We start from the raw sequence: 20,619 nt of genomic DNA, 5'->3' as shown, positions 1-20,619 counted from the left end.
CGTCGACCCGCTGGCGGATCCCCCCAGCTGGAACGGGCCCCCTGATCGCGCTACGCCCGCCGTCGCGCGAGCGGAGCGCGATCCCCCGTTCAGGTTCCCCGGCGTGTCGGCGACGTTTGCGCGCCGTCGACATCCGTGCGAACAGGATCCCGGTTCGACCACGGCCATGGCATCGCTCCCACGCAGAACTTGCGCAAATCTTGAGCTGAGTCGGGTGGGACTTCAGAGATGCCGATGCATGACCAGCAGGTCGACGTCACCCTCGGTCGGGTGCCGGAATCCCGCCGGGATCCGACCGACCACCTCGAAGCCCAGCGATCGCCAGAGCGCGACGGCCCGGGTGTTGGTCGCCACCACCGCGTTGAACTGCATCGCCCGATAACCGTCGGCGCGCGCCAACTCCAGCACGTGTGCGCCGAGAGACCGGCCCACCCCCCGACCCGCCGCGGCCGGCGCCACCATGAAGCTGGCGTTGGCGACGTGGTCGCCCGGGCCGGCCTGGTTCGGCACCAGTTTCGCCGAGCCCAGCACGGTGCCGTCGGAGTCCACGGCCACCACCGTCCGCCCCGGTGGCCGGACCAGCCACATGCCCCGGGCCGCCTCCTCCGACACATCCCGCGGCCAGGTGTAGGTCTCGCCGGCACCGACGATCTCCCGAAGGAAGGGCCAGATGGCCGGCCAGTCCGCGTCGGTTGCTGTCCTGATCTGCATGCCCGGAGCATCGCACGAAGTTTGACGGCGCAAACAACGGGTAGTCGCCGAAGCTGACCCGAAACGAGGAGGAATCGATGGACGGCCAGGTCAAGGTCGCGGTGATCTACTACAGCGCCACCGGTATCACCTACCAGATGGCGCAGGCAGCCTGCGAGGCAGCCGGGGAGGCTGGCGCCGAGGTCCGCCTGCGCAAGGTGCGCGAACTGGCACCCGACGAGGCGATCCGCTCCAACGCCGGCTGGCAGGCGCACCGCCTGGAGACCCAGGACGTCATGGAGGTCGAGATCGACGACCTGGCGTGGGCCGATGTGGTCATCCTCGGCTCGCCCACCCGATACGGCATGATCGCCGCGCAGCTCAAGCAGTTCATCGACACCACCGGCCCGCTCTGGGCCAACGGCGCGCTGGCGAACAAGGTCTACAGCGCGTTCACCTCCGCCGCCACGGAGCACGGTGGGCAGGAGTCCACCCTGCTGTCGCTGTTCACGGTCTTCCACCACTGGGGCGGCATCGTGGTGACCCCCGCCTACACCGATCCCAGTCAGTTCGTCGCCGGCAACCCCTACGGCGCCTCGCACACCAGCAACAACGGCGAGGTTCCCCCGGACCACGTGGCGCTGGCCGCGACCGCGCTGACCGCCAAGCGGGCGGTGCAGATCGGCGCGGCCCTCAAGCGCGGCCTGGCGGCCGGCTGACCACTGACGGGGCCCGGTGCGGCCCGGGCCCCGTCATCGTCCGCCCTACCCGCGATCCGCGGAACCCTGCGTGGTCAGTGCCGGATGCGCCAACAGGTGGCCGAGCAGGTCCGCCAGGACGGCCATCCCGTCCCGGCTGAGCACCGACTCCGGATGGAACTGCACCCCGGCGAAGCCGGGTCCGCGCAGCGCGTGCACCGCCGCGTCGACCGGGTCGCGGGACAGCTCCGCCCCGCCGTACGGGGTGGTGACCCGGTCGGCGTCGGCCAGGGCGGTGAACGTGGAGTAGAAGCCGACCCGTCTCGGCGTGCCGAAGACACTCACCTCACGTTGCAGCCCCTGGTACGGCGCCTCCCGCCGGTGCAACCGCAACCCGAGCAGGCCGGCGAGCAGTTGATGACCGAGACAGACCGCCAGCGTGGGCAGACCGGCGGCCAGCCGCGCGGTCAGCAGCCCACGCAACGCCGCCATCTTCGGCTCGTCCACCGCCCGCGGGTCACCCGGCCCCGGACCGATGACAACCAGGTCGTACGGGTCGAGCCTGCCGGGCCGCCGCCACAGGCGTACCTCGACGGAGAGGCCGAGCGCACCGAGCTGGTGGGCCAGCATCCCGGTGAAGGTGTCCTCGCCGTCGACGATCAGCGCCCGCCGGCCGACCAACCCGGGCAGAGTGGCCGCCCCGGGCAGTCGCTGGTCGAGCCAGAACCGGGCCAGCGGGATGTTCCGCTCGGCGAGCGCCGCCTGTACCTGCGGGTCGTCGGCGAGCGCCGCGCCCGGCCCGTGCCGAACCGGAGGCGGGGTGGGGACGGGCGCCTGCGGGCCGAGCCCGAAGGCGGCGAGCACCCCGGCCGCCTTCGCGTGCGTCTCGGCCACCTCGCCGGCCGCCGTCGAGTGCCGTACCAGGGTCGCCCCCACCGGCACCCGCAGCTCGCCCGCGGGGGAGATCTCCGCCGTCCGGATCAGGATCGGGGCGTCCAGTGTCTGCCGGCCGCCGGCGTCCCGTCCCAGCAGGGCCAGCACCCCGGAGTAGTAGCGCCGGCCGGTCCGCTCGTGCCGGGCGATCACCCGGCAGGCGTTCTCCATCGGGCTCCCGGTCACCGTGGGGGCGAACATCGTCTCCCGCAGCACCTCCCGGACGTCCCGGGTCCCCCGACCCGCGAGCAGGTACTCCGTGTGCGCGAGGTGGGACATCTCCTTCAAGTACGGCCCGACCACCTGCCCGCCCTGGTCGGCGACCGTGGCCATCATCTTCAGCTCCTCGTCGAGGACCATGTACAGCTCCTCGATCTCCTTCGGATCGCTCAGGAAGCGCAGCAGCGCGCCCCGGTCCGCAGCGGCCCCGGTGTGCCGGAAGGTTCCGCTGATCGGATTCATCATCACCAGGCCGTCGTCGACGCTGACGTGCCGCTCGGGGCTCGCCCCCACCAGGATGCGGGTCCCGGTGAACACCAGGAAGGTCCAGTAGGCCCCCCGCTCGGCGAGCAGCAGCCGGCGCAGCGCGGCGGCCGCCGCGGCCAGCGGCGCGCCCTGCACGTTCGCGCGCAGCGTGCGGTGGATGACGAAGTTGGCTCCCTCGCCGCGCCCGATCTCCTCGGCCAGCACCCGCCCGACGATCTCGGCGTACTCCGCGTCGGTGACGTCGAAACCGGCGTCGTTGGTCACCACCGGCGCGTCCGGCAGCGCGGCGAGCGCGTCGGCCAGGGCGACCGGGACGTGTCCGGCTATCTCCAGGTACTCCAGCGGCGTGCCGTCGTCGACGTACTCGAAGCCGCGCTCAACGACCTGTCGGTACGGCACCAGCGCCAGCGTGCGGGGCCCGGCTGGACCGTCCGGCAGCGGCAAATCGGTGAGCCGGTCGGCGACGCGCACCTGGCCGGTGAAGAGGTCCAGGTGATCGGCGCACTCGCGGCGGATCAGCGCGAACGGGCCGGGGTCGGTGCCTCGGGCGAGGGCGGCGAGTAGGCGGTGCGGGTTGGTCATGGAATCTCCTCGATGGCCTTCGCCGTCCGCCGGGGCGGCTCGGGAGCCGGGAGAGACCGGCGGCCGCCTCGTCGGGCGGCCGCGGAAAGCTACGCGCGGAAGGGGGCCGCCAGGTCGGCGGGCCACCAGTGGGACAGGGGCGCGAGCATGTCGTCACCCTATGTCGGGACGACCCGGGCCCGGTAGCCGTTCCCACTTCGTGGCGGAAGGTTCCGGCGACGGATCGCGACGTCGCCGGCCCGGTGGTTCGGTACCGTGACCCGGGATGAACATTCTCGCTCTCGACCTCGGCACCTCCTCGGTACGCGGGCTCGTGCTCGACGCCGACGCGAAGCCGCTGCCCGGCGCCCTGGCCCGGCGCCGGCTGCGGGTGGCGGTGGCCGACGACGGCACCGGCACCCTCGACGCGGCCGGCTATCTCGCCTGTCTGGTCGAGTGCCTGGACGAACTCGCCGACGGCGGGCACCTGCGCGACGTGACGCTGGTCGCGCTCTCCGCCCAGTGGCACTCGGTGGTTCCGCTCGACCCCACCGGCACGCCGCTCGGGCCGGTGCTCACCTGGCTGGACACCCGCCCGGAGCCGCTGCCCGGCGCGGTCGGCCCGGCCGATCCGGCCGCGTTCCACCAACGTACCGGCACCTGGTGGCACCGGTCCTACTGGTCGGTGCGGCTGCCGTGGTTGCGTGCGCGCTGCGGCCCGGTCGGCCGCTTCGTCGGGCTCGCGGAGTACGCCCTGGGCGAGCTGCTCGACGCCGCGCCCACCTCGGTGTCGATGGCCTCCGGCACGGGGCTGCTCGATCTGCGTTCGATGGACTGGGACGCCGAGGCCTGCGCGCTGGCCGGCGTACGCCCCGGCGAACTGCCCGAGCTTGCGCCGGCGGGCTGGCGCGGACGGCTGCGCCCGGAACTCGCCCGGCGTTGGCCGCCGTTGGCCCGCGCCGAGTGGGCCGCCGCGATCGGCGACGGAGCGGCCTCCAATGTGGGTTCCGGCTGCGTCGACCCACATCGGGTGGCGGTCACCGTCGGCACCTCCGCCGCGGTGCGCCTGGTGCAGCCGGTGTCCGTCGACGCCGACCTGCCTGCACTGCCCGAGCAGCTCTGGCGGTACCGGGTGGACCACGAACACGTGGTGACCGGCTCCGCCTACTCCTGTGGAGGCAACCTGTTCGCCTGGGCCAACCGGGAGCTGCGGCTGCCGCAGGGGCCGGATCTGGACGCCGCGCTGGCCCGCGTGCCGCCGCACGGTCGGGTGGCGACGAATCCCCGCTTCGGGGGTGACCGGCCGCCGGGCACCACCCCGGCCGGGGCGGGCGAGTTGCGCGGCCTCAACTTCTCCACCACCGCGGTGGAGATCCTGGCCGGGTTGATGGCCGGGCTGTGCCGGATGGTCGCCGACGACCTGGTCGTCCTGGAGTCCGTGGTGGACGGTCCGGTCGACGTCGTGCTGGGTGGGGGAGCGGTGACCGCGTCCGCCTGGTGGCGATCGGCGTTCGCCGCCACCCTCGCCCCCCGGCAGGTCTGGCACCGCTCCGAACCGGAGATCGGGGCCACCGGCGCGGCGTTGGTGGCCCTCGGGCGCTTCGCCGCGGCGCGACGGCTCGCCGCTTCCGGTCCGACGGAGCACGCTTCGTCCGTACATCCGGCCGCTCCGGCCACCGACGGAGGCCCCCAGGGCCGTTGACACAGCTCGCTGGCCTGGTTGGATGGACCCCGCTCCCCGACGACGGGGAGCGGGGGGCCGAGGAGGCAGGTGTGGGCGCAGGTCCCGATCCGACCGGGGGCGGACAGATCGGTGGCGGCCGATCGGGTGCCGCAGTCGTCCCACACCGGCGGCGGTCGCCGTTGCGGCTGCGGGACTGGCGTATGCGGACGAAGCTCGCCACCGTGCTGGTCATCCCGTCGGTGGCCTTCCTGGTGCTGGCCGGTGTGCAGACCACCACGCTGGTGGGACGGACCACCGCGCTGAGCGACTTCGCGCGGCAGGTCGGCATCGGCCGGCAGATCACCGTCCTGGTGGACCGGCTCCAGCAGGAACGCGACCGGACGGCGGGCGAGTTGGCCGAGTTGCGCCGTGACGGCCTCTCCTCCGACCGGGCGGCGACGGCGCTGACCTTGCGCCCGTTGCAGGACGACACCGACGCCGCAGCCGGGGAGCTGCGCCGCGCCGCCGCGCCACTGGCCGACGCGGACGCCTCCTGGCGGGTCTCCTACGGCAAGGCGTTGGAGGCGTACGACCAGGTCCGCGCCATCCGGGCGGCGATCCTGCCGGCGGTACTGAGTTCCGAGACCATTCTGGGCAACTACCACCGGGCGGTCGACACCCTGCTCAGCCTGTTGGCCGAGCCCTCGCCCGGTGAGGAACAGCCGGAGCTGACCGACGCGGTGCTGCGCTACGTGCAGCTGGCCCGGGTCAAGGAGCTGTCGTCGCGGGTCCGCGCTCAGCTCTACGCCGCCGCCCGGGCGGGCCGGTACCAACTCGACGACCAGATCGCCCTGACCGACCTGCGGGCCCAGCAGTTGGCTGCGCTCGGCGCGTTCCGCGTCGCCGCGACCACCAGGCAGATCCAGCTGTACGACCGCGCCTCCGTGCACCCCGGGTTCGTGGCCGCGACCAAGCTGGAGGAGAAGAGTCTCGCCAGCGGCGGGGCCCGACCGGCGGTGCTCCCCGCCGAGCAGTGGTGGGACGCCAGCGCCCAGCGGCAGGAGCTGCTGCGCCAGCTCGAGACGCGGGTGCTCGACGAGGCGGCGACCCGGGCCGAGGACGCCAGCGGCGACCAGCTGCGGGCCACCCTGGCGGTGGTGAGCGCCATCCTGGTGGTGCTGGGGCTGGCCGTGCTGCTCGCCCTGCTGATCGGCCGTTCCATCGCGCACTCCATCGGGTTGCTGCGCGGGCAGGCCCTGCAGATCGCGCAGGTGGAGCTGCCGCACACGCTGGACCGGCTGCGTTCGACGCAGGGCACGCTGCCCACGATCGAGGTGGCGCCGCCGGTGGTGACCTCCTCCGACGAACTGGGCGAACTGGCGGAGGCGTTCGTGGCGGTGCACCGCAGCGCGGTCAGCGTCGCCGTCGAACAGGCCCAGACGCGCCGCAGCGTGAACGCGATGTTCGTCAACCTGGCCCGGCGTAGCCAGGTGCTGGTGGAACGGCAGCTGGAGCTGCTGGACGACCTGGAACGGGAGGAGGCGGACCCGGACCAGCTGGAGAACCTGTTCAAACTCGACCACCTGGCGGCCCGGATGCGCCGCAACGACGAGAGCCTGTTGGTGCTGGCCGGCACCGAGTCCACCCGGCGGTGGAACCGCCCGGTCGGCCTCGGCGCGGTGCTCCTCGCGGCCAGCGCCGAGATCGAGCAGTACCAGCGGGTCCGCCACGAGTCGGTGGCCGACCTGCACGTCGTCGGGCACGCGGTGGGTGAGCTGGTGCACCTGCTGGCCGAGCTGCTGGAGAACGCCACCGCCTTCTCCCGGCCGGACACCCTGGTCCGGGTGACCGCCCGCCGTGAGGGCGGTGGGGCGCTGGTGGACATCGTCGATCAGGGCATCGGGATGAGCCGGGCCGCCCTGGAACAGGCCAACGCCGTGCTCGCCGCGCCGCCGGCCGCGGACGTCGCCGCCTCGGAGCGGATGGGCCTCTTCGTGGTCAGTCATCTCGCCGCCCGGCACGGCGTACGGGTGCACCTGGCGCCGGCGGACCAGGGTCTGGTGGCCCGGGTACTGGTGCCACCGGCGCTGCTGGGTCCGGCTCCCATGCCGGAGCTGGATCCCCCGGCCGCTCGGATGATCACCACGGGAGGCGTGGGCACCCCCCGGCGCCGGCGTACCCTGCCCCGCCCGGGGCGCTCGTCGCCCGGGGAGCTGCCGGTGGCGGGCCGACGTCCCGACCCGACGCCCAGCTCCGGTCGGCCGATGCCGCTGCGCGCCGAGGACGTGCTCGCGCCGGCCGCGCCGCCGGCCGAGGCCGGCGGCTGGTGGTCCCGGCAGGGGCCGAGTGCCTCGTCGGTCGCGTCCACCGGGCATGTGACGCCAGAGCCGCCCGGGACGCCGGTGATCGGAGGCACCAGTGCGCGGGGACTTCCCGTCCGGGTGCCGATGGCACAGTTGTCCGCGGTCACCGAGCCGGCCCGGCCCACGGTCCCCGCCACACGCGAGGACCCGGACCCGGAGGCGGTCGGCGGGATGCTGTCCAGGTTGTACAGCGGCGTCCGCCGGGCGGAGGCCGAGGAGAAGACAGACATTGCCCTGCCGCCGGGTGGGGTGCACAGCGAAGGGGGACGACAGTGACGACGTTGAGCCAGGAGGCACGGGACCTGAGCTGGCTGGTCAACGCGTTCGCCGAGCGGGTGCCGGGGGTCGCCCACGCGGTGGTGGTCTCCTCCGACGGGCTCCTGGTCGCGATCTCGGCGCACCTGCCCCGCGACCATGCCGACAAGCTCGCCGCGGTGACCTCGGGGCTGATGAGCATCACCGCCGGGGCGGCGCAGATGTTCGACGGTGACGTGGTGAAGCAGACGGTGGTCGAGATGGGGCGCGGCTATTTCCTGGTGATGCAGATCCGGGACGGCTCGATCCTGGCCACCCTGGCCAACGCGGAGGCCGACATCGGAGTGGTGGGTTACGAGATGGCCCGGCTGGCCAAGCAGGCCGGAGACATGCTCACTCCGGCGCTGCGTGCCGAGTTGCAGCAGGCCCTGCCGCGCTGAGGCGCGGGTGCCGGTGGCACCGGACCGGCCACCGCGCGGGCGGTCCGGCACCACCGGTCGGCGTACGGCTCAGAGCCCGTTGTGGCGGATGACCGACCGGTACCAGTGGGCGCTGCGCTTGAGTACCCGGCGCTGGGTGGCGTAGTCCACGTAGACCAGCCCCCAGCGCTGGTCGTACCCTTCGGCCCACTCGAAGTTGTCCAGCAGCGACCAGACGTGGTAGCTCTCCAGCGGCACGCCGGCGGCGATGGCGCGGTGCGCGGCGGTGAAGTGGTCCCGCAGGAACGCGATCCGGCCGGCGTCGTCGACCACGCCGTCGGGGTCGAGCACGTCCGGGCAGGGCAGCCCGTTCTCGGTGACGGTGATCGGGACCGGGCCGTAGTCGCGGGTGATCCGGGTCAGGACGTCGTACATCCCGTCGGGGTAGATCTGCTGCCAGTCGGCCTGTGAGGTGGGCCAACGCCGGGTGGTGTCGCCGTCGGCGGTCACGTAGTACGGCGTGTAGTACTGCACCGCGAGCAGGTCCACCGGGGTGGAGATGACGGCCAGGTCGCCGTCGGCGATGCCCCGTACCATCCGGCTCCCGTCGCCGAGGTCGGCGAGCACGTCCTGCGGATAGGCACCCTTGAGGATCGAGTCCAGATAGAGGCGGTTCTCGTAACCGTCGTACAACCGGGCGGCGGAGGCGGCGGCGGCGGTGTCGTCGGCCGGGTAGCAGGGGTGCAGGTTGAGTGCGGGGCCGATCCGGGCGTCGGAGCCGTAGGCGCGCAGGGCGCGTACCGCCAGCCCGTGCGCGAGCTGGAGGTGGTGGGCCACCAGGTACGCGGCGTCCGGGTCCTGCCGGCCGGGGGCGTGGTGCCCCTGGAGGTAGCCGTTCTGCACCACGGTTTTCGGTTCGTTGACGGTCAGCCAGACCGGAACCTGGTCGCCCAGGGCGTGGAAGACGGCCTCGGCGTAGTCGGCGAAGCGGTACGCGGTGTCGCGGTTCTCCCAGCCGCCGGCGTCCTGCAGCGACTGGGGCAGGTCCCAGTGGAAGAGGGTGACCATCGGAGTGATGCCGCGTTCGTACAGGCCGTCGATGAGCCGGCGGTAGAAGTCCAGACCGCGCTGGTTGGGTTCACCGGCGCCGTCGGGCTGTACCCGGGGCCACGAGATGGAGAACCGGTAGCTGTGCAGACCCAGGTCACGCATCAGATCCAGGTCCTCGGACCAGCGGTGGTAGTGGTCGGCGGCCACGTCACCGGTGTCGCCGTTGCGGGTCCGCCCGGGCGTGCGGCTGAAGGTGTCCCAGATCGACTCGCCCCGGCCGTCCTCTTTGGCGGCGCCCTCGATCTGGTACGCCGAGGTGGCCGCGCCCCAGCCGAAGTCGTTCGGGAACAGCAGGGCCGGGGTGCCGGGGGAGGCTGCCGGTTCGACGCCCGGCGGGATGCCGGGCTCGGCGGCCCCGGTCGGGGCCGCGGTGACCTGGTCTGCGGCGGGAGCGAGCCCGGCGCCGGCCGAGGCGGTGGCGGGGGGCGCGGCACGGCGCGGCAGTCGCCGTCGGGGGTGCATCGACATGGGCAGTTCTCCTCACGGTGCGGGCCACCCGACGGCCGGGAGCGCTCCCACGGTGGGCGCGCGACGATCCGGCCGTCTTGCCGGGCGGATCGTCAGCCTAGAAGGGGCCGGACCCGCGCCGGTGGCCGGGATGGAGTGTGGGGTGGGCGGAGCCGCGGGTCGGTCGGTGGGCCCGACCGTGTGCCGACAGCGAACGAGGCCGCCGGGTGGCGCGGACGCCTGTCCCGTCGGCCTCTTTCCCCCTGGACCACGGGGGTTTAGTGTGGGGACGGGGGAGGGCAACCCCCGTCCCCACCATGGTGCATACACGCACGGGTGGACTTGGCTGTTCGGTGTGCGTGTCGCGCGGGAGCCGGGCCACGCGAGTGGCTCTGTTCCACCTCCCTCCTCACGTCGGTGGGTGACGGCTGACGGCGGTGTCCGGGCTGGCCCGCCGTCAGCCTCTCGGGCTGTAGCGCCGCGGTGTGGTGACCGCGACCAATCCAACTGATTGCATCTACGTCGATGGAAGCGCTCCCATCGGCGATGCTGCGACTGTAACGCCCGTCACGACTTTGTGAAAGACCCTAAACGAGATCGAAATATAGATGTGCGTTTGAGCTGCGGTATTGTCGTGGGAGCGCTTCCATGGCACACTGTCGCAATCGCGACGCGGAGCCAGCTCGCGCGAGCGTGGGTCGCCGAGGGCATCCGGTTCTCCCGGACGGCACCCGAGGAGACGGCACCCTGCCTCGGCAGCACAGGCCGATTCCGACCGACCACCATCCCGGGCGCCTCCTTCCCCCCGCGACCCCTGCTCGCGTGGAGGTGCCCAGCCGGCGGCCCACCCCGGCCCCGGCCCGGTCCGAGGAGACACCGCGCACATGAGACTCATGGCAAGACGGCGCCGGACGGCGATACTCGCCGCCGCCGCCCTCGCCGTTGCTGGAGTGACCCTGCCCGCAGGCCCGGCACACGCCGCTCCGGCCTGCGACGTGACATACACGCCCAACGACTGGGGCGGCGGCTTCACCGCCAACGTCGCCATCAAGAACCTGGGCGACGCCATCAACGGCTGGACGCTCAAGTGGACCTTCCCGAACAGCAGCCAGCGGGTGACCAACGGCTGGTCGGCCAGGTGGAGCCAGACCGGTAGCGAGGTGACCGCCACCAACGAGGCGTGGAACGGCAACCTCGGCACCGGCGCCTCCACCACCATCGGCTTCCAGGGCACCTACAGCGGCAGCAACCCGAAGCCCGCCGCGTTCACGCTCAACGGTGTCACCTGTGACGGGGCCAGCGGCAACCTGCCGCCGACAGTCAGCCTGAGCATGCCCCCCGGCCCGTTCACGGCCCCGGCGGACGTCCCCCTGAACGCCGCCGCCAGCGACCGGGACGGGACGATCAGCAAGGTCGAGTTCTACCGCAACGGCCTGTTGGTCAACACCGACACCACCGCACCGTACGGCTACACGCTGGAAGACCTGCCGGCCGGCGACTACACCGTGCAGGCCAAGGCGTACGACAACCTCGAGGCCACCGCGATCGCCGAGCGGGCGTTCACGGTCCGCCCCGCCACCGGCCCGGCCCTGGTGGCCACCCCGTCCGCGGTCAGCGTCAACGAGGGCGGCACGGCCAGCTTCAACCTGAAGCTCAGCGCGGCCCCGAGTGGCAACGTCCCGGTGACCCTGACCCGCAGCGGGGACAGCGACATCACCGTGTCGCCCACCACCGCCACCCTGACCCCGAGCAACTGGAGCACCGGGGTCCCCGTCACGGTCGCGGCGGCGGAGGACTCCGACACGGTCGGTGGCAGTGCCACCATCACCGCCTCGGCCAACGGCTTCGCCCCGCTGCCCATCGTCATCACCGAGATCGACAATGACGTTCCCGGTGGCGACAACGTCTACATCAAGCGCTTCCTGGACCAGTACGGCAAGATCAAGAACTCCGGGTACTTCAGCCCGGAGGGCGTGCCCTACCACTCCATCGAGACGCTGATCGTCGAGGCGCCCGACCACGGCCACGAGACCACCTCGGAGGCGTTCAGCTTCTGGCTCTGGCTGGAGGCCAACTACGGCCGGGTCACCCAGAACTGGGCGCCGTTCAACAACTCCTGGACGGTGATGGAGAAGTACATCATCCCGTCCTCGGCCGACCAGCCCTCCGCCGGCGCCGCGGGCACCCCGCAGTACGCCGCCGAGCACCCGCTGCCCAGCCAGTACCCGTCCAGGCTCGACCCGAACGTGTCCGTCGGTCAGGACCCGCTCCGCAGCGAGCTGCAGTCCACCTACGGCACCGGGGACATCTACGGCATGCACTGGCTGCTGGACGTGGACAACGTCTACGGCTACGGCCGCTGCGGCGACGGCACCACCCGGCCGGCGTACATCAACACCTTCCAGCGGGGCACCCAGGAGTCGGTCTGGGAGACCGTGCCGCAGCCGTCCTGCGAGACCTTCAAGCACGGCGGCAAGAACGGCTACCTCGACCTGTTCATCACCGAGCCGAACGCCCCGGCCAAGCAGTGGAAGTACACCAACGCCCCGGACGCCGACGCCCGCGCCGTGCAGGCCGCCTACTGGGCGCTGACCTGGGCCAAGGCCCAGGGCAAGCAGGCCGACGTGGCGGCCACCGTCGCCAAGGCCGCCAAGATGGGTGACTACCTGCGCTACGCGATGTTCGACAAGTACTTCAAGAAGATCGGCAACTGCGTCGGCGCGACCACCTGCCCGGCCGGCACCGGCCGGGACTCCGCCCACTACCTGATGTCCTGGTACTACGCCTGGGGCGGCGCGTACGAGGCCGGCCAGAACTGGTCGTGGCGGATCGGCTCCAGCCACAGCCACTTCGGCTACCAGAACCCGTTCGCGGCCTGGGCGCTGACCAACGTCAACGAGCTCAAGCCGAAGTCGCCGACCGCGGCCAGCGACTGGCAGAAGAGCTTCGAACGGCAGCTGGAGTTCTACACCTGGCTCCAGTCCGCCGAGGGCGGCATCGCCGGTGGCGCCACCAACAGCTGGGAGGGCAGCTACGCCCAGCCGCCGGCCGGCACCGCCACCTTCTACGGCATGTTCTACGACGTCGACCCGGTCTACAACGACCCGCCGTCGAACCAGTGGTTCGGCATGCAGGTCTGGTCGATGCAGCGGATCGCCGAGCTGTACCTGGAGACCGGCAACACCAAGGCCAAGGCGCTGCTGGACAAGTGGGTGCCGTGGGCCATCGCCAACACCACGCTGGGCAGCAACTGGTCCATTCCGTCGGACATGAAGTGGACCGGCCAGCCCAACAACTGGAACCCCAGCAACCCGCAGCCCAACACCAACCTGCACGTCGAGGTGACGGTGAAGGGCCAGGACGTCGGCGTCGCCTCGGCCTTGGCCCGGACTTTGATCGCGTACGCGGCCAAGTCCGGCAACGTGGCGGCGAAGAACACCGCCAAGGGCCTGCTGGACGCGCTGCACGCGGCCAGCGACGCGAAGGGCGTCTCGATGCCGGAGAAGCGCGGTGACTACCGGCGCTTCGACGACGTCTACGACGCCGCCACCGGGCAGGGCCTCTACATCCCGCCGGGCTGGACCGGCAAGATGCCCAACGGCGACACCATCGCCCCCGGCAAGAGCTTCCTCGACATCCGGTCGTTCTACAAGAACGACCCCGACTGGCCGAAGGTCGAGGCCTACCTCAACGGCGGGCCTGAGCCGACCTTCAACTACCACCGGTTCTGGGCGCAGGCCGACGTCGCCATGGCGTACGCCGACTACGGCCACCTGTTCCCGAACGGGTGATCTGACCCTTCCGGGTGGGTGGCGCGGCGCCACCCACCCGGAGGCCGACCGGGTCCGGGGGAGCGGACCGCCCGGTCGGCGGGCGGCCTGATTCCCACGGTCAGGCCGGGGGTGGGTCGACCGTCCGGCCAACGCAGCGGAACGCGAGGCCCACCCCACCTTCCGCGAAGAGTGCCGTCGTTGCGCCTCCGTCGCCCGGGTGACCGGGGGCGCAACGGCACCGAGCGAAAAAAGACGGCCTCGCGGTATCACCCGGGGCCCCGACGGAGTACCGTGTTTCTCGGAGAGGCCGCTCCCCCCGTGGCGGCCTCTCCCTTTACGTTCCCGTCGCTCCGCGTTCCGGTCCCGCCCGCCGTCTTCAGGTGCCGTCCGGGTCGGCAGCCCTCGTCGGCGCCGGGTGCCGCAACCCCGGGTGACCGGCCGGCAGCGACCGCCGGATCACCAGCCAGCTCACGGTCAGCGCCGCGGCCACCAGCGGCCAGCTCAGCGCCGCCCGGGCCACGGTCAGCTCGACCACCCGGTCGCCCAGGTACAGCGGCAGGAACACCGCCACCCGCAGCGCGTACGTCGCCGCCCACACCCAACTGCCCCGCGCGTACGCCCGCACCAGCGCCCGGTCCCGGCGCCACCGTCCCCGCTGCCGCAGCGCCACCCCGACCAGCACCCCCAGCAGCGGCCAGCGCACCGCGATGCTGACCGCCCACACCAACGCGCTGGCCGTGTTGGAGAAGAGCTGCACCAGGAAGAAATCGACCGCCCGCCCGGTGTACAGGGCGACCAGCGCGGCGACGCAGACCGCGAGCAAGCCGACCAGCACGGACCGGGGCCGGGAGCCGCGACGCAGCCGCCACAGCGCCACCGCCGAGCCGGCCAGCACGGCCACCACCACGCCCCCGACGACGGACCGGCCGGTCAGTAGCCAGCCGAGGGTGAACGCCACCGGCGGCACGGTCGCGTCCACCGCACCCCGGCGCCCGCCGAGCAGATCCGCCAGTGACTCCGGCCGGTCCGCGGTGGGTCGCTCCCGCTCCGACCGCTCCCGTTCCGACGTGTCCACCCCACACCTCCCGTGGTCCGGCCCCACGGTATCCGCAACGCGCTGACGGTCCCCCGAGCGACCTGCCGGGCGGACCGCTACGGTGTGCGGGTGCATGCGACGGCGCGGGGCGGGACTGCGGTCTGGTTGGTCGTACTGGCGCTGGCTCAGGTGGCCGCGTTCGCCCTGCTCTGGCGGCTGGCGGTGCACACCGGGACCGGCCAGTGGCTGGACACCGTCGCGTTGACCGGCAACCGGATCGGCCAGCAACGCATCGAGGGGCTGGTCGACCGGGTCCTCAACGCGATGTCGGTGGTCTCCCTGCTGGCCGTCACCGTGGTGATCGGCTTCATCGCGCTGATCCGGGGACGCAAGGCGCTCGCCCTCGGGGCCACCCTCCTCATCGCCGGTGCCAACGTCACCACCCAACTGCTCAAGTTCGGCCTCGACCGCCCTGCCCTGGGCATCGACCCGCAACGGGACGCGGTCGGCAACAGCCTGCCCAGTGGGCACGCCACCGTCGCCGCGTCGGTGGCGCTGGCGCTGGTGCTGGTCCTGCCGCCGAAGGTACGTGCGCTCGGGGCCTACCTCGGTGGCGCGTACGCGGCCGTCGCCGGCGTGGCCACCCTCTCCGCCGGCTGGCACCGGCCCAGCGACGCGGTGGCCGCCTTCCTGGTCGCCGGGGTCTGGGCGGCGCTGGCCGGGTTGTTCCTGCTGGTGTTCCAACGGGAGCAGGCCCAGGTCGCCCGCGAGGACGCGCACGGCCTCGCCGCCGCGGTGCTGGGGCTCGGCAGCCTGGCCGCTGTCGTCGTCTCCGGGCTCGCCGTCTCATCACTGCTCGGCCAGCAGCAGATCGCCGTGGACGAGCTGACCCGTCGCACCCTGTTCATCGGGTACGCCGGCAGCGCCGCCGGCATCGCCGGGACGATGGGCGTGGTGACCGCGCTGGTGCTGCTCTCGGTGCACCGGTTGGTGCCGCGCCACAAAGGCTGACGGTCAGCGCCGGTAGGTGCCCACCATGGTCCCACTGGCCAGCTCCCGGCCGGCGAGCGCGGCGTGCACGTCCGCCGCCTGGGGCGCGTCGGCCAGATCCAGCGGACGTTCCAGCGCGTACAGCCGGAAGAAGTACCGGTGCGCCGCCGTGCCCTGCGGCGGGTGCGGGCCACCCCAGCCGGTCGTGCCGAAGCCGTTGGGCCACTCCCGGCCGCCCTCGGGCACCTCACCCTCGGCGACCCCGCCCGAATCCGGCGAGATGCCGGTGACGAGCCAGTGCAGGAACGGACTGCGTCCGGCGTCCGGGTCCTCCACCAGCAGGAGCAGCTCGGTCGCCCCTTCCGGCACGTCGGACCACTGCAACGGCGGCGAGACGTTCCCGCCGTCCCGGGCGAACCGCCCCGGCAACTGGTCGTGGTCGGTGAACGCGGTGCTGCGCAGCATGATGCCGGCCATCTGTCGCCCGCCCCCTCTCGTCGGCCCGGCGCGTACCCGCCGACCGGGTGACGAAACCGCGTGAGAGGGTGAGGCGCGGAGGGGATGCGGTGGAGACGGTACGGGTGGCCTTCCGGGACGAGTGCGCCCGGCTGGACGGCATCCTGGGCGCGGTGGACGAGACGGACCTGGACCGCCCCACCCGCTGTCCGCCCTGGTCGGTACGGGACCTCATCGCACATGTCAGCACCGGCGCCGGGCGTCTGGTCGAGATGCTCGCCGCGCCGGCTCCGCCCCGGGCCGAGGTGGACGCGGCCGGCTACTTCGGCATCGCCAAGTTCGCCCCGCAGGTGGACGCCGCCCGGATCGACAGCGCCCGCCGGGAGGCCCGCCGACCGGCCGACGCGGCAGCAGTGGCGGCGGCCTTCAGCGCCGCCTGGCGGGGCACGGACGCGGCGGTGGCGGCGGCGCCACCGGGGCGGCTGGTCCGCACCCGGCACGGTGACGCGATGACCCTGACGGACTTCCTGGTCACCCGGGTGGTGGAGGTTGGCGTGCACGGTCTGGACCTGGCCGAAGGGCTGGGCCGGCCGCCGTGGCTGACCCCGACGGCCGCCCGGGTGGTCGCCGACCTGCTGACCGGCGGCCGGCCGGTGCCGGCGGCGTTCGGCGGGGATCCGCTCACCCTCATCGTCAAGGCCACCGGCCGTGCTCCGCTGACCGCCGGGGAACGGGCCGAGGTGGCGGCGGCCGGCCTCCGCCACCTCTCCTTCGCGGCCTGATTCGTCCGAGGCCGGGCCGCGGTCAGGCAGGCGCGGCTTCCCACCCGCCGGGCCGGGTTGGTGGAATCAGGTCGGCTGGCGTGGCGCCGGCACCCGCGGGGCACGCCGCAGCTGGGTCAGCACGATCGGGTCGATCCGGCCCGGCACCAGCCGCTCCTCCAGGTTCGCCAACCCGGCCCAGGCGGCCAGCGCGTCGTCGAGCCCGGCCGGGTGGACCGGATGGCCGGCGGCGGTCAGCAGGGCGGTGACCTCGTCGGCGAGCGAGCCGGCGAGGTCGAGCAGAGTGGCCGGATCGGGCCGGCCGAACATCGTGGTGTGGATGTCGAGCAGCCGACCCAGCTCGGTGACCGGGTCAGGGTGGTCGTCGACCCGCAGGTTCACCACCTCGTCGCCGGTGCCGGCGTACCCGCCGTGGCGCTCGACCACCAGCAGGCCGGCGCTCTGCCGGCCGCGCCGGTCGCCGCCGGCCTGGTCGCCGGCCCGCAGCGCGGCGAGCAGCCGCTGCGCAAACGGCAGCGCCGCCCCGCCCAGCCAGGCGTCCCGGACCGCGTCCAACACGTGCGGGCCGGCGAGGATGTTGCCCTGCACCGCCCAGCCGTCGCCGGCCTGCCCGCCGGCCCAGGGACGGCACGCAGGGCCGGTCCAGGTCGCGCCGACCCCGCCGGTGCCCACCACGCCGAGTTGGCGGTTGTCCCGGCCCGGGTCGGCGGCGACCAGCCCGGCCACCACGTCCACGGCGGCGACGCCGGTGCGCAGCAGGGTCAGCCCCTGCTGCCGGTAGGCCAGGTTGGCGTGCGCCTGGGTGGCAACCGCGCCGACTCGCGCCTCGGCCGCCGGTACCAGCGCTCCGGCGGCGAGGAACCGGCTGGCCACCGCGACGCCGTGCCGGCGTCCGTCGGCGCAGCGGGCGACAATGGAGAAGGTCACGGGTGGGAGGCTAGCGGCGGCCAACCGCCGTCGACACGCTTGGTGACGGAAACCTCACACATCCGCTGGTGGTTCACATCGGCGGCGCGGCGTGCTCCGGGGGCTTGCCGCGGGCGCGGCGGGCGTCGGCCACCGCAACCCCGGCCAGCACCAGCGCGGCCAACGCCGCCGACAGCAGCGGTGGGGCGTGCATCAGCCACGGCACCGGCACCAGCATGACGCCCACCGCCACCCAGCGGGACGGGGAGATCCGACCGAAGACCTCGTACTCGAAGCGGGCCCGCCCGGCGAGGAAGAGCACCGGACCGCCGATGATCATCGCAATCCAGGCCGCCTCGGGATGGCGCAGCGGGTACGTGATCGTCAACTCGTAGCCGATCGCGGTCGCCACCAGCCCCACCACCATCACCAGGTGGGTGTCCGACGCCGAGCGCCCGGTGGCCGCCGGCCGTCGCGACCTGGTCACCGCCTCGGCCAGAATCAGCCCGGCCCGCTGCGTGTAGATCCGCCAGAACAGCACCGATGTCACCACCGCCACGGCGAAGGCGGCCGTCGGGGCCGGGTCGTACGATCTGGTGCTGTACGTGAGCCCGGTGACCAGGATCGTCTCGCCGAGCGCGATGAGGAAGAACTGCTGGTACCGCTCGGCCAGGTGCTCCCCGGCGATCTCCCAGCGGCTGACCGGCGACCGGCCCATTCCCGGCACCGGCCAGTCGAGCCGGGCCGCGACGTACTCCAACGCCAGCGCCAACGCCCAGAGCGCTGCCCGGGTGCCGACCGGCAGCAACGCGCCGGCGATCCACAACACCCCGGTGACGCTGAAGGTGATCAACATTCGCAGCTTGAGTCCGCGGTAGGGGTGCCGGCGCAACGCCAGCAGCAGGATCGCCGGGCGGGACACCTGCGCCGTCACGTACGCCACCGCGAACGCCATGCCGGCCGTGGTCAACGCGCGGGGGATCGCCACCCCCATCACCATGCTGGCCGCCAAGGCGATGAACACGAGCGTCTGCAACCAGCTGTGCCGCGGGTCGTAGCGACTGGTCGTCCAGGCCGTGCCCTGCCACACCGCCCAGAGCGCGAGCAGTAGCAGCAGCGTCTTGCCGCCCCCGGTGATCGGCGACCAGCCGTCGGTGCCACGCGGATCCAGCGCGAGGTCCTCGAAGGCCCGGAACGAGATCCGGGTCAACGCGAAGATGTAGACCAGGTCGAAGAAGAGCTCCAGGAACGTGGCCCGCTGGGACGTGCGGGTCATCGCCAGCGGGTTCCCGTCCCCGGCTCTCACCGCCGCACCCCCGCCGACTGGTCCACCCCGCGTTCGTAACATCCCGGCGGGCCGCGGCGGTGGACAACGGCCGGATCCGCCAGCGGCATCGGCGCGCCGCCGGATCGCCGGTGCGTCGCCGAGGCGACGATCGTCGACCTGGCCGAGGAGCCTCTCCCCATCTTCCGCGTACCAGGGTCGCCCGGCGCCGTGCGGCGTGCCGAGGACCCGGGCGGCTGGCCTGCGTGAACTCGTCCCTCGACGGGCCGACTGACCGGCTTCGCCGGGTCGGCCCGGATCGGGCGTCCCCGGAAAGCCGGGTCAGGACCGCCAGCGCAGGGGCGCGGGGTGAACGGCCCAGAGAAGGCGACGCCACCAGGGCAGGGCGGCGCGGAGCGTGGCCACGTAGGCGGTCGCCTCCGTCGCCGCCCGCTGCGCCTGCGCGTCGGTCAACGTGCCGGGAGCGAAGGCGGCCTGGTTGAGCAGCCCGGCCAGCTCCTCCACCCCGGCCGTCGTCGCCGCGGACCCGAGCGGTGGGGCCTCCAGCAGCAGACCGCCGGTGCCGGGGACAGGGCCGCCGGCTGCGGGAACGGCGCCGACGCCGCCGACCGGGGCAGGGGAGCCGGTGCCGGCCGCGGAAGACGGCCCGGTGCTGTCGGTTCTTCGGGTGGCGCGGGCAGCAGACCTGCGCGGCGACGTTCTCGCTGCCGCGGCGCGCGCCTCGACGAGGACCTGCCGGGCGCGGGCCGCCACCTCGGTCGCGGCCAGGTCCTCGCCGACCGGCCGGCCCGCCAACCGCAACGCGTCGGTGACGTGCCGCCAGGCGCCGGCGATCCGGTCGGCGGGGTCACCCCGACCGAGCCGGGCCCGGGTCTGCGCCCGGCGCATCCCGGCCAGGATGCCCAGGACCGCCCCGACCAGCAGGACCAGCACGCCCACCAGCAGAGCGGCCAGCGCTGGAGTCGACAACCCCCGGTCGCCGCCGTCCGCCTGCGCCGACGTGACCGCCGGCGGGCTGGCGCTCGGCTCCACCGACGGCTCCGGCACCTCCGACGGCGGCGGTTCCTCCTTCGGCGGCCGGAAATCCTCCTCCACCGGTCGGGGTTCGACGTCCGGGCGGGGCAGCGGATCGAACGGCACCCAGCCCACCCCGGAGAAGAGCACCTCCGGCCAGGCGAACGCGTCCGCGGCCCGGACCGGCCCGGCGCCGGGCGCGGCGAACCCCACCACCACCCGGGTGGGCAGGCCGGTCAGCCGGCCCAGCACCGCGAACGCCGCCGCGAACTGCTCCGACGTGCCCCGCTGCCCGCCGCCGTTACGCGGACCGAACAGGAAGAAGTTCACATTCGGGTACGCGTGCCCGCTCGGCGCGTCCGCCACCACCCGGTAGTGCTCGGCGAGGAACCGCTCGATCGCGGTGGCCCGCGCGTACGGTGCGGCGTTCTCCTGCGCGAACTGGGCGGCGAGCCGACGCAGCGGCTCCGGTGTCCCGTCCGGCACCCGCAGCACCCGGGCCACCTCGTCCCCGGCGGGCACGTCGGCGGTGGCGAGCAGGTTGACGTCCGGCTGCTCCCGCACCGACGTCACCGTGTACCGCAGCCCCGGCGTCAACCCCTCCGGGCGGATCAGCGTCCCGGTCGCCGGGTCGTACGCCACCCGCGCGCCGGTGACCTCGCGCGGGGTGGCCACCGCCGGCAGCAGCCGGCCGGTCAGGCCCGACACGGTGATCTCCTGGCGGACGGTGTCCACCGCCCCCGGCCCCGGCT

At 73.3% G+C, this 20,619-nt stretch carries 15 protein-coding genes; 7 read left to right on the top strand and 8 right to left on the bottom strand.

The window, feature by feature from the left end; all coding sequences use genetic code 11:
- Nucleotides 1–222: 222 nt before the first annotated feature.
- Nucleotides 223–711, bottom strand: a complete 489-nt coding sequence (locus E1182_RS06765; protein ID WP_132262044.1) for a GNAT family N-acetyltransferase — start codon at nt 709–711, stop codon at nt 223–225.
- A 77-nt stretch (nt 712–788) separates the two neighbouring features.
- Here E1182_RS06765 and wrbA point away from each other — a divergent pair, with 77 nt between their 5' ends.
- A complete protein-coding gene (gene wrbA / locus E1182_RS06760; RefSeq protein WP_132262043.1) occupies nt 789–1,409 on the top strand; it encodes an NAD(P)H:quinone oxidoreductase in 621 nt (206 codons plus the stop codon).
- A gap of 45 nt (nt 1,410–1,454) precedes the next feature.
- Here wrbA and E1182_RS06755 read toward each other — a convergent pair whose 3' ends face one another.
- The gene (locus E1182_RS06755; protein ID WP_132262042.1) at nt 1,455–3,389 is read right to left on the bottom strand and encodes a chorismate-binding protein; all 1,935 of its coding nucleotides are present in this window, start codon (nt 3,387–3,389) and stop codon (nt 1,455–1,457) included.
- A 265-nt stretch (nt 3,390–3,654) separates the two neighbouring features.
- Here E1182_RS06755 and E1182_RS06750 point away from each other — a divergent pair, with 265 nt between their 5' ends.
- The 3 genes from E1182_RS06750 (at nt 3,655) to E1182_RS06740 (ending at nt 8,089) form a co-directional block, all read left to right on the top strand.
- On the top strand, nt 3,655–5,070 hold the full coding sequence (locus tag E1182_RS06750; protein WP_132262040.1) for an FGGY family carbohydrate kinase: 1,416 nt from the start codon (nt 3,655–3,657) through the stop codon (nt 5,068–5,070).
- A gap of 182 nt (nt 5,071–5,252) precedes the next feature.
- A complete protein-coding gene (locus E1182_RS06745) occupies nt 5,253–7,670 on the top strand; it encodes a nitrate- and nitrite sensing domain-containing protein (protein WP_243706072.1) in 2,418 nt (805 codons plus the stop codon).
- A gap of 5 nt (nt 7,671–7,675) precedes the next feature.
- Nucleotides 7,676–8,089, top strand: coding sequence for a roadblock/LC7 domain-containing protein (locus E1182_RS06740; RefSeq protein WP_207914093.1), 414 nt, complete (start codon nt 7,676–7,678; stop codon nt 8,087–8,089).
- Between the two features lie 69 nt (nt 8,090–8,158).
- Here the strand turns inward: E1182_RS06740 and E1182_RS06735 are convergent, their stop codons facing one another.
- The gene (locus E1182_RS06735) at nt 8,159–9,646 is read right to left on the bottom strand and encodes a GH1 family beta-glucosidase (protein ID WP_132262034.1); all 1,488 of its coding nucleotides are present in this window, start codon (nt 9,644–9,646) and stop codon (nt 8,159–8,161) included.
- A gap of 872 nt (nt 9,647–10,518) precedes the next feature.
- On the opposite strand from E1182_RS06735, the gene E1182_RS06730 reads away from it, so the two are divergent.
- Nucleotides 10,519–13,416, top strand: a complete 2,898-nt coding sequence (locus tag E1182_RS06730) for a glycoside hydrolase family 48 protein (protein ID WP_207921295.1) — start codon at nt 10,519–10,521, stop codon at nt 13,414–13,416.
- A gap of 358 nt (nt 13,417–13,774) precedes the next feature.
- Here E1182_RS06730 and E1182_RS06725 read toward each other — a convergent pair whose 3' ends face one another.
- Complete coding sequence (locus tag E1182_RS06725) at nt 13,775–14,473, bottom strand: DUF3159 domain-containing protein (RefSeq protein ID WP_243706071.1); 699 nt, start codon at nt 14,471–14,473, stop codon at nt 13,775–13,777.
- An 84-nt stretch (nt 14,474–14,557) separates the two neighbouring features.
- Between E1182_RS06725 and E1182_RS06720 the strand changes: the two genes are divergently transcribed.
- Nucleotides 14,558–15,445 carry a phosphatase PAP2 family protein gene (locus tag E1182_RS06720; RefSeq protein ID WP_132262026.1) on the top strand — a complete coding sequence of 296 codons (888 nt, stop codon included), beginning with the start codon at nt 14,558–14,560 and terminating at the stop codon, nt 15,443–15,445.
- A 3-nt stretch (nt 15,446–15,448) separates the two neighbouring features.
- Here the strand turns inward: E1182_RS06720 and E1182_RS06715 are convergent, their stop codons facing one another.
- Nucleotides 15,449–15,901, bottom strand: coding sequence for a YbhB/YbcL family Raf kinase inhibitor-like protein (locus tag E1182_RS06715; protein WP_132262024.1), 453 nt, complete (start codon nt 15,899–15,901; stop codon nt 15,449–15,451).
- 89 nt (nt 15,902–15,990) lie between these two features.
- Between E1182_RS06715 and E1182_RS06710 the strand changes: the two genes are divergently transcribed.
- Nucleotides 15,991–16,662, top strand: a complete 672-nt coding sequence (locus tag E1182_RS06710) for a maleylpyruvate isomerase N-terminal domain-containing protein (RefSeq protein WP_132262022.1) — start codon at nt 15,991–15,993, stop codon at nt 16,660–16,662.
- 66 nt (nt 16,663–16,728) lie between these two features.
- Here the strand turns inward: E1182_RS06710 and E1182_RS06705 are convergent, their stop codons facing one another.
- The 3 genes from E1182_RS06705 to E1182_RS06695 form a co-directional block, all read right to left on the bottom strand.
- Nucleotides 16,729–17,589, bottom strand: coding sequence for a DUF1028 domain-containing protein (locus tag E1182_RS06705; RefSeq protein WP_132262020.1), 861 nt, complete (start codon nt 17,587–17,589; stop codon nt 16,729–16,731).
- 73 nt (nt 17,590–17,662) lie between these two features.
- A complete protein-coding gene (locus E1182_RS06700; RefSeq protein ID WP_243706070.1) occupies nt 17,663–18,874 on the bottom strand; it encodes a low temperature requirement protein A in 1,212 nt (403 codons plus the stop codon).
- Nucleotides 18,875–19,174: 300 nt separating this feature from the next.
- Nucleotides 19,175–20,619: transglutaminase-like domain-containing protein (locus E1182_RS06695; protein WP_132262015.1), on the bottom strand; the 1,445-nt coding region annotated here is incomplete at its 5' end.

The organism is Micromonospora sp. KC721 (assembly GCF_004348355.1).
Lineage (GTDB): Bacteria > Actinomycetota > Actinomycetes > Mycobacteriales > Micromonosporaceae > Micromonospora.
The sequence above is the reverse complement of the archived record's forward strand: the minus strand, read 5'-3'. Positions and strand labels throughout refer to the sequence as shown.

Bases quoted from the DNA above. Each gene is read 5' to 3' on its own strand.
- E1182_RS06765 (WP_132262044.1), bottom strand. From the start codon at position 711: ATGCAGATCAGGACAGCAACCGACGCGGACTGGCCGGCCATCTGGCCC.
- wrbA (WP_132262043.1), top strand. From the start codon at position 789: ATGGACGGCCAGGTCAAGGTCGCGGTGATCTACTACAGCGCCACCGGT.
- E1182_RS06755 (WP_132262042.1), bottom strand. From the start codon at position 3,389: ATGACCAACCCGCACCGCCTACTCGCCGCCCTCGCCCGAGGCACCGAC.
- E1182_RS06750 (WP_132262040.1), top strand. From the start codon at position 3,655: ATGAACATTCTCGCTCTCGACCTCGGCACCTCCTCGGTACGCGGGCTC.
- E1182_RS06745 (WP_243706072.1), top strand. From the start codon at position 5,253: ATGCGGACGAAGCTCGCCACCGTGCTGGTCATCCCGTCGGTGGCCTTC.
- E1182_RS06735 (WP_132262034.1), bottom strand. From the start codon at position 9,646: ATGTCGATGCACCCCCGACGGCGACTGCCGCGCCGTGCCGCGCCCCCC.
- E1182_RS06730 (WP_207921295.1), top strand. From the start codon at position 10,519: ATGGCAAGACGGCGCCGGACGGCGATACTCGCCGCCGCCGCCCTCGCC.
- E1182_RS06715 (WP_132262024.1), bottom strand. From the start codon at position 15,901: ATGGCCGGCATCATGCTGCGCAGCACCGCGTTCACCGACCACGACCAG.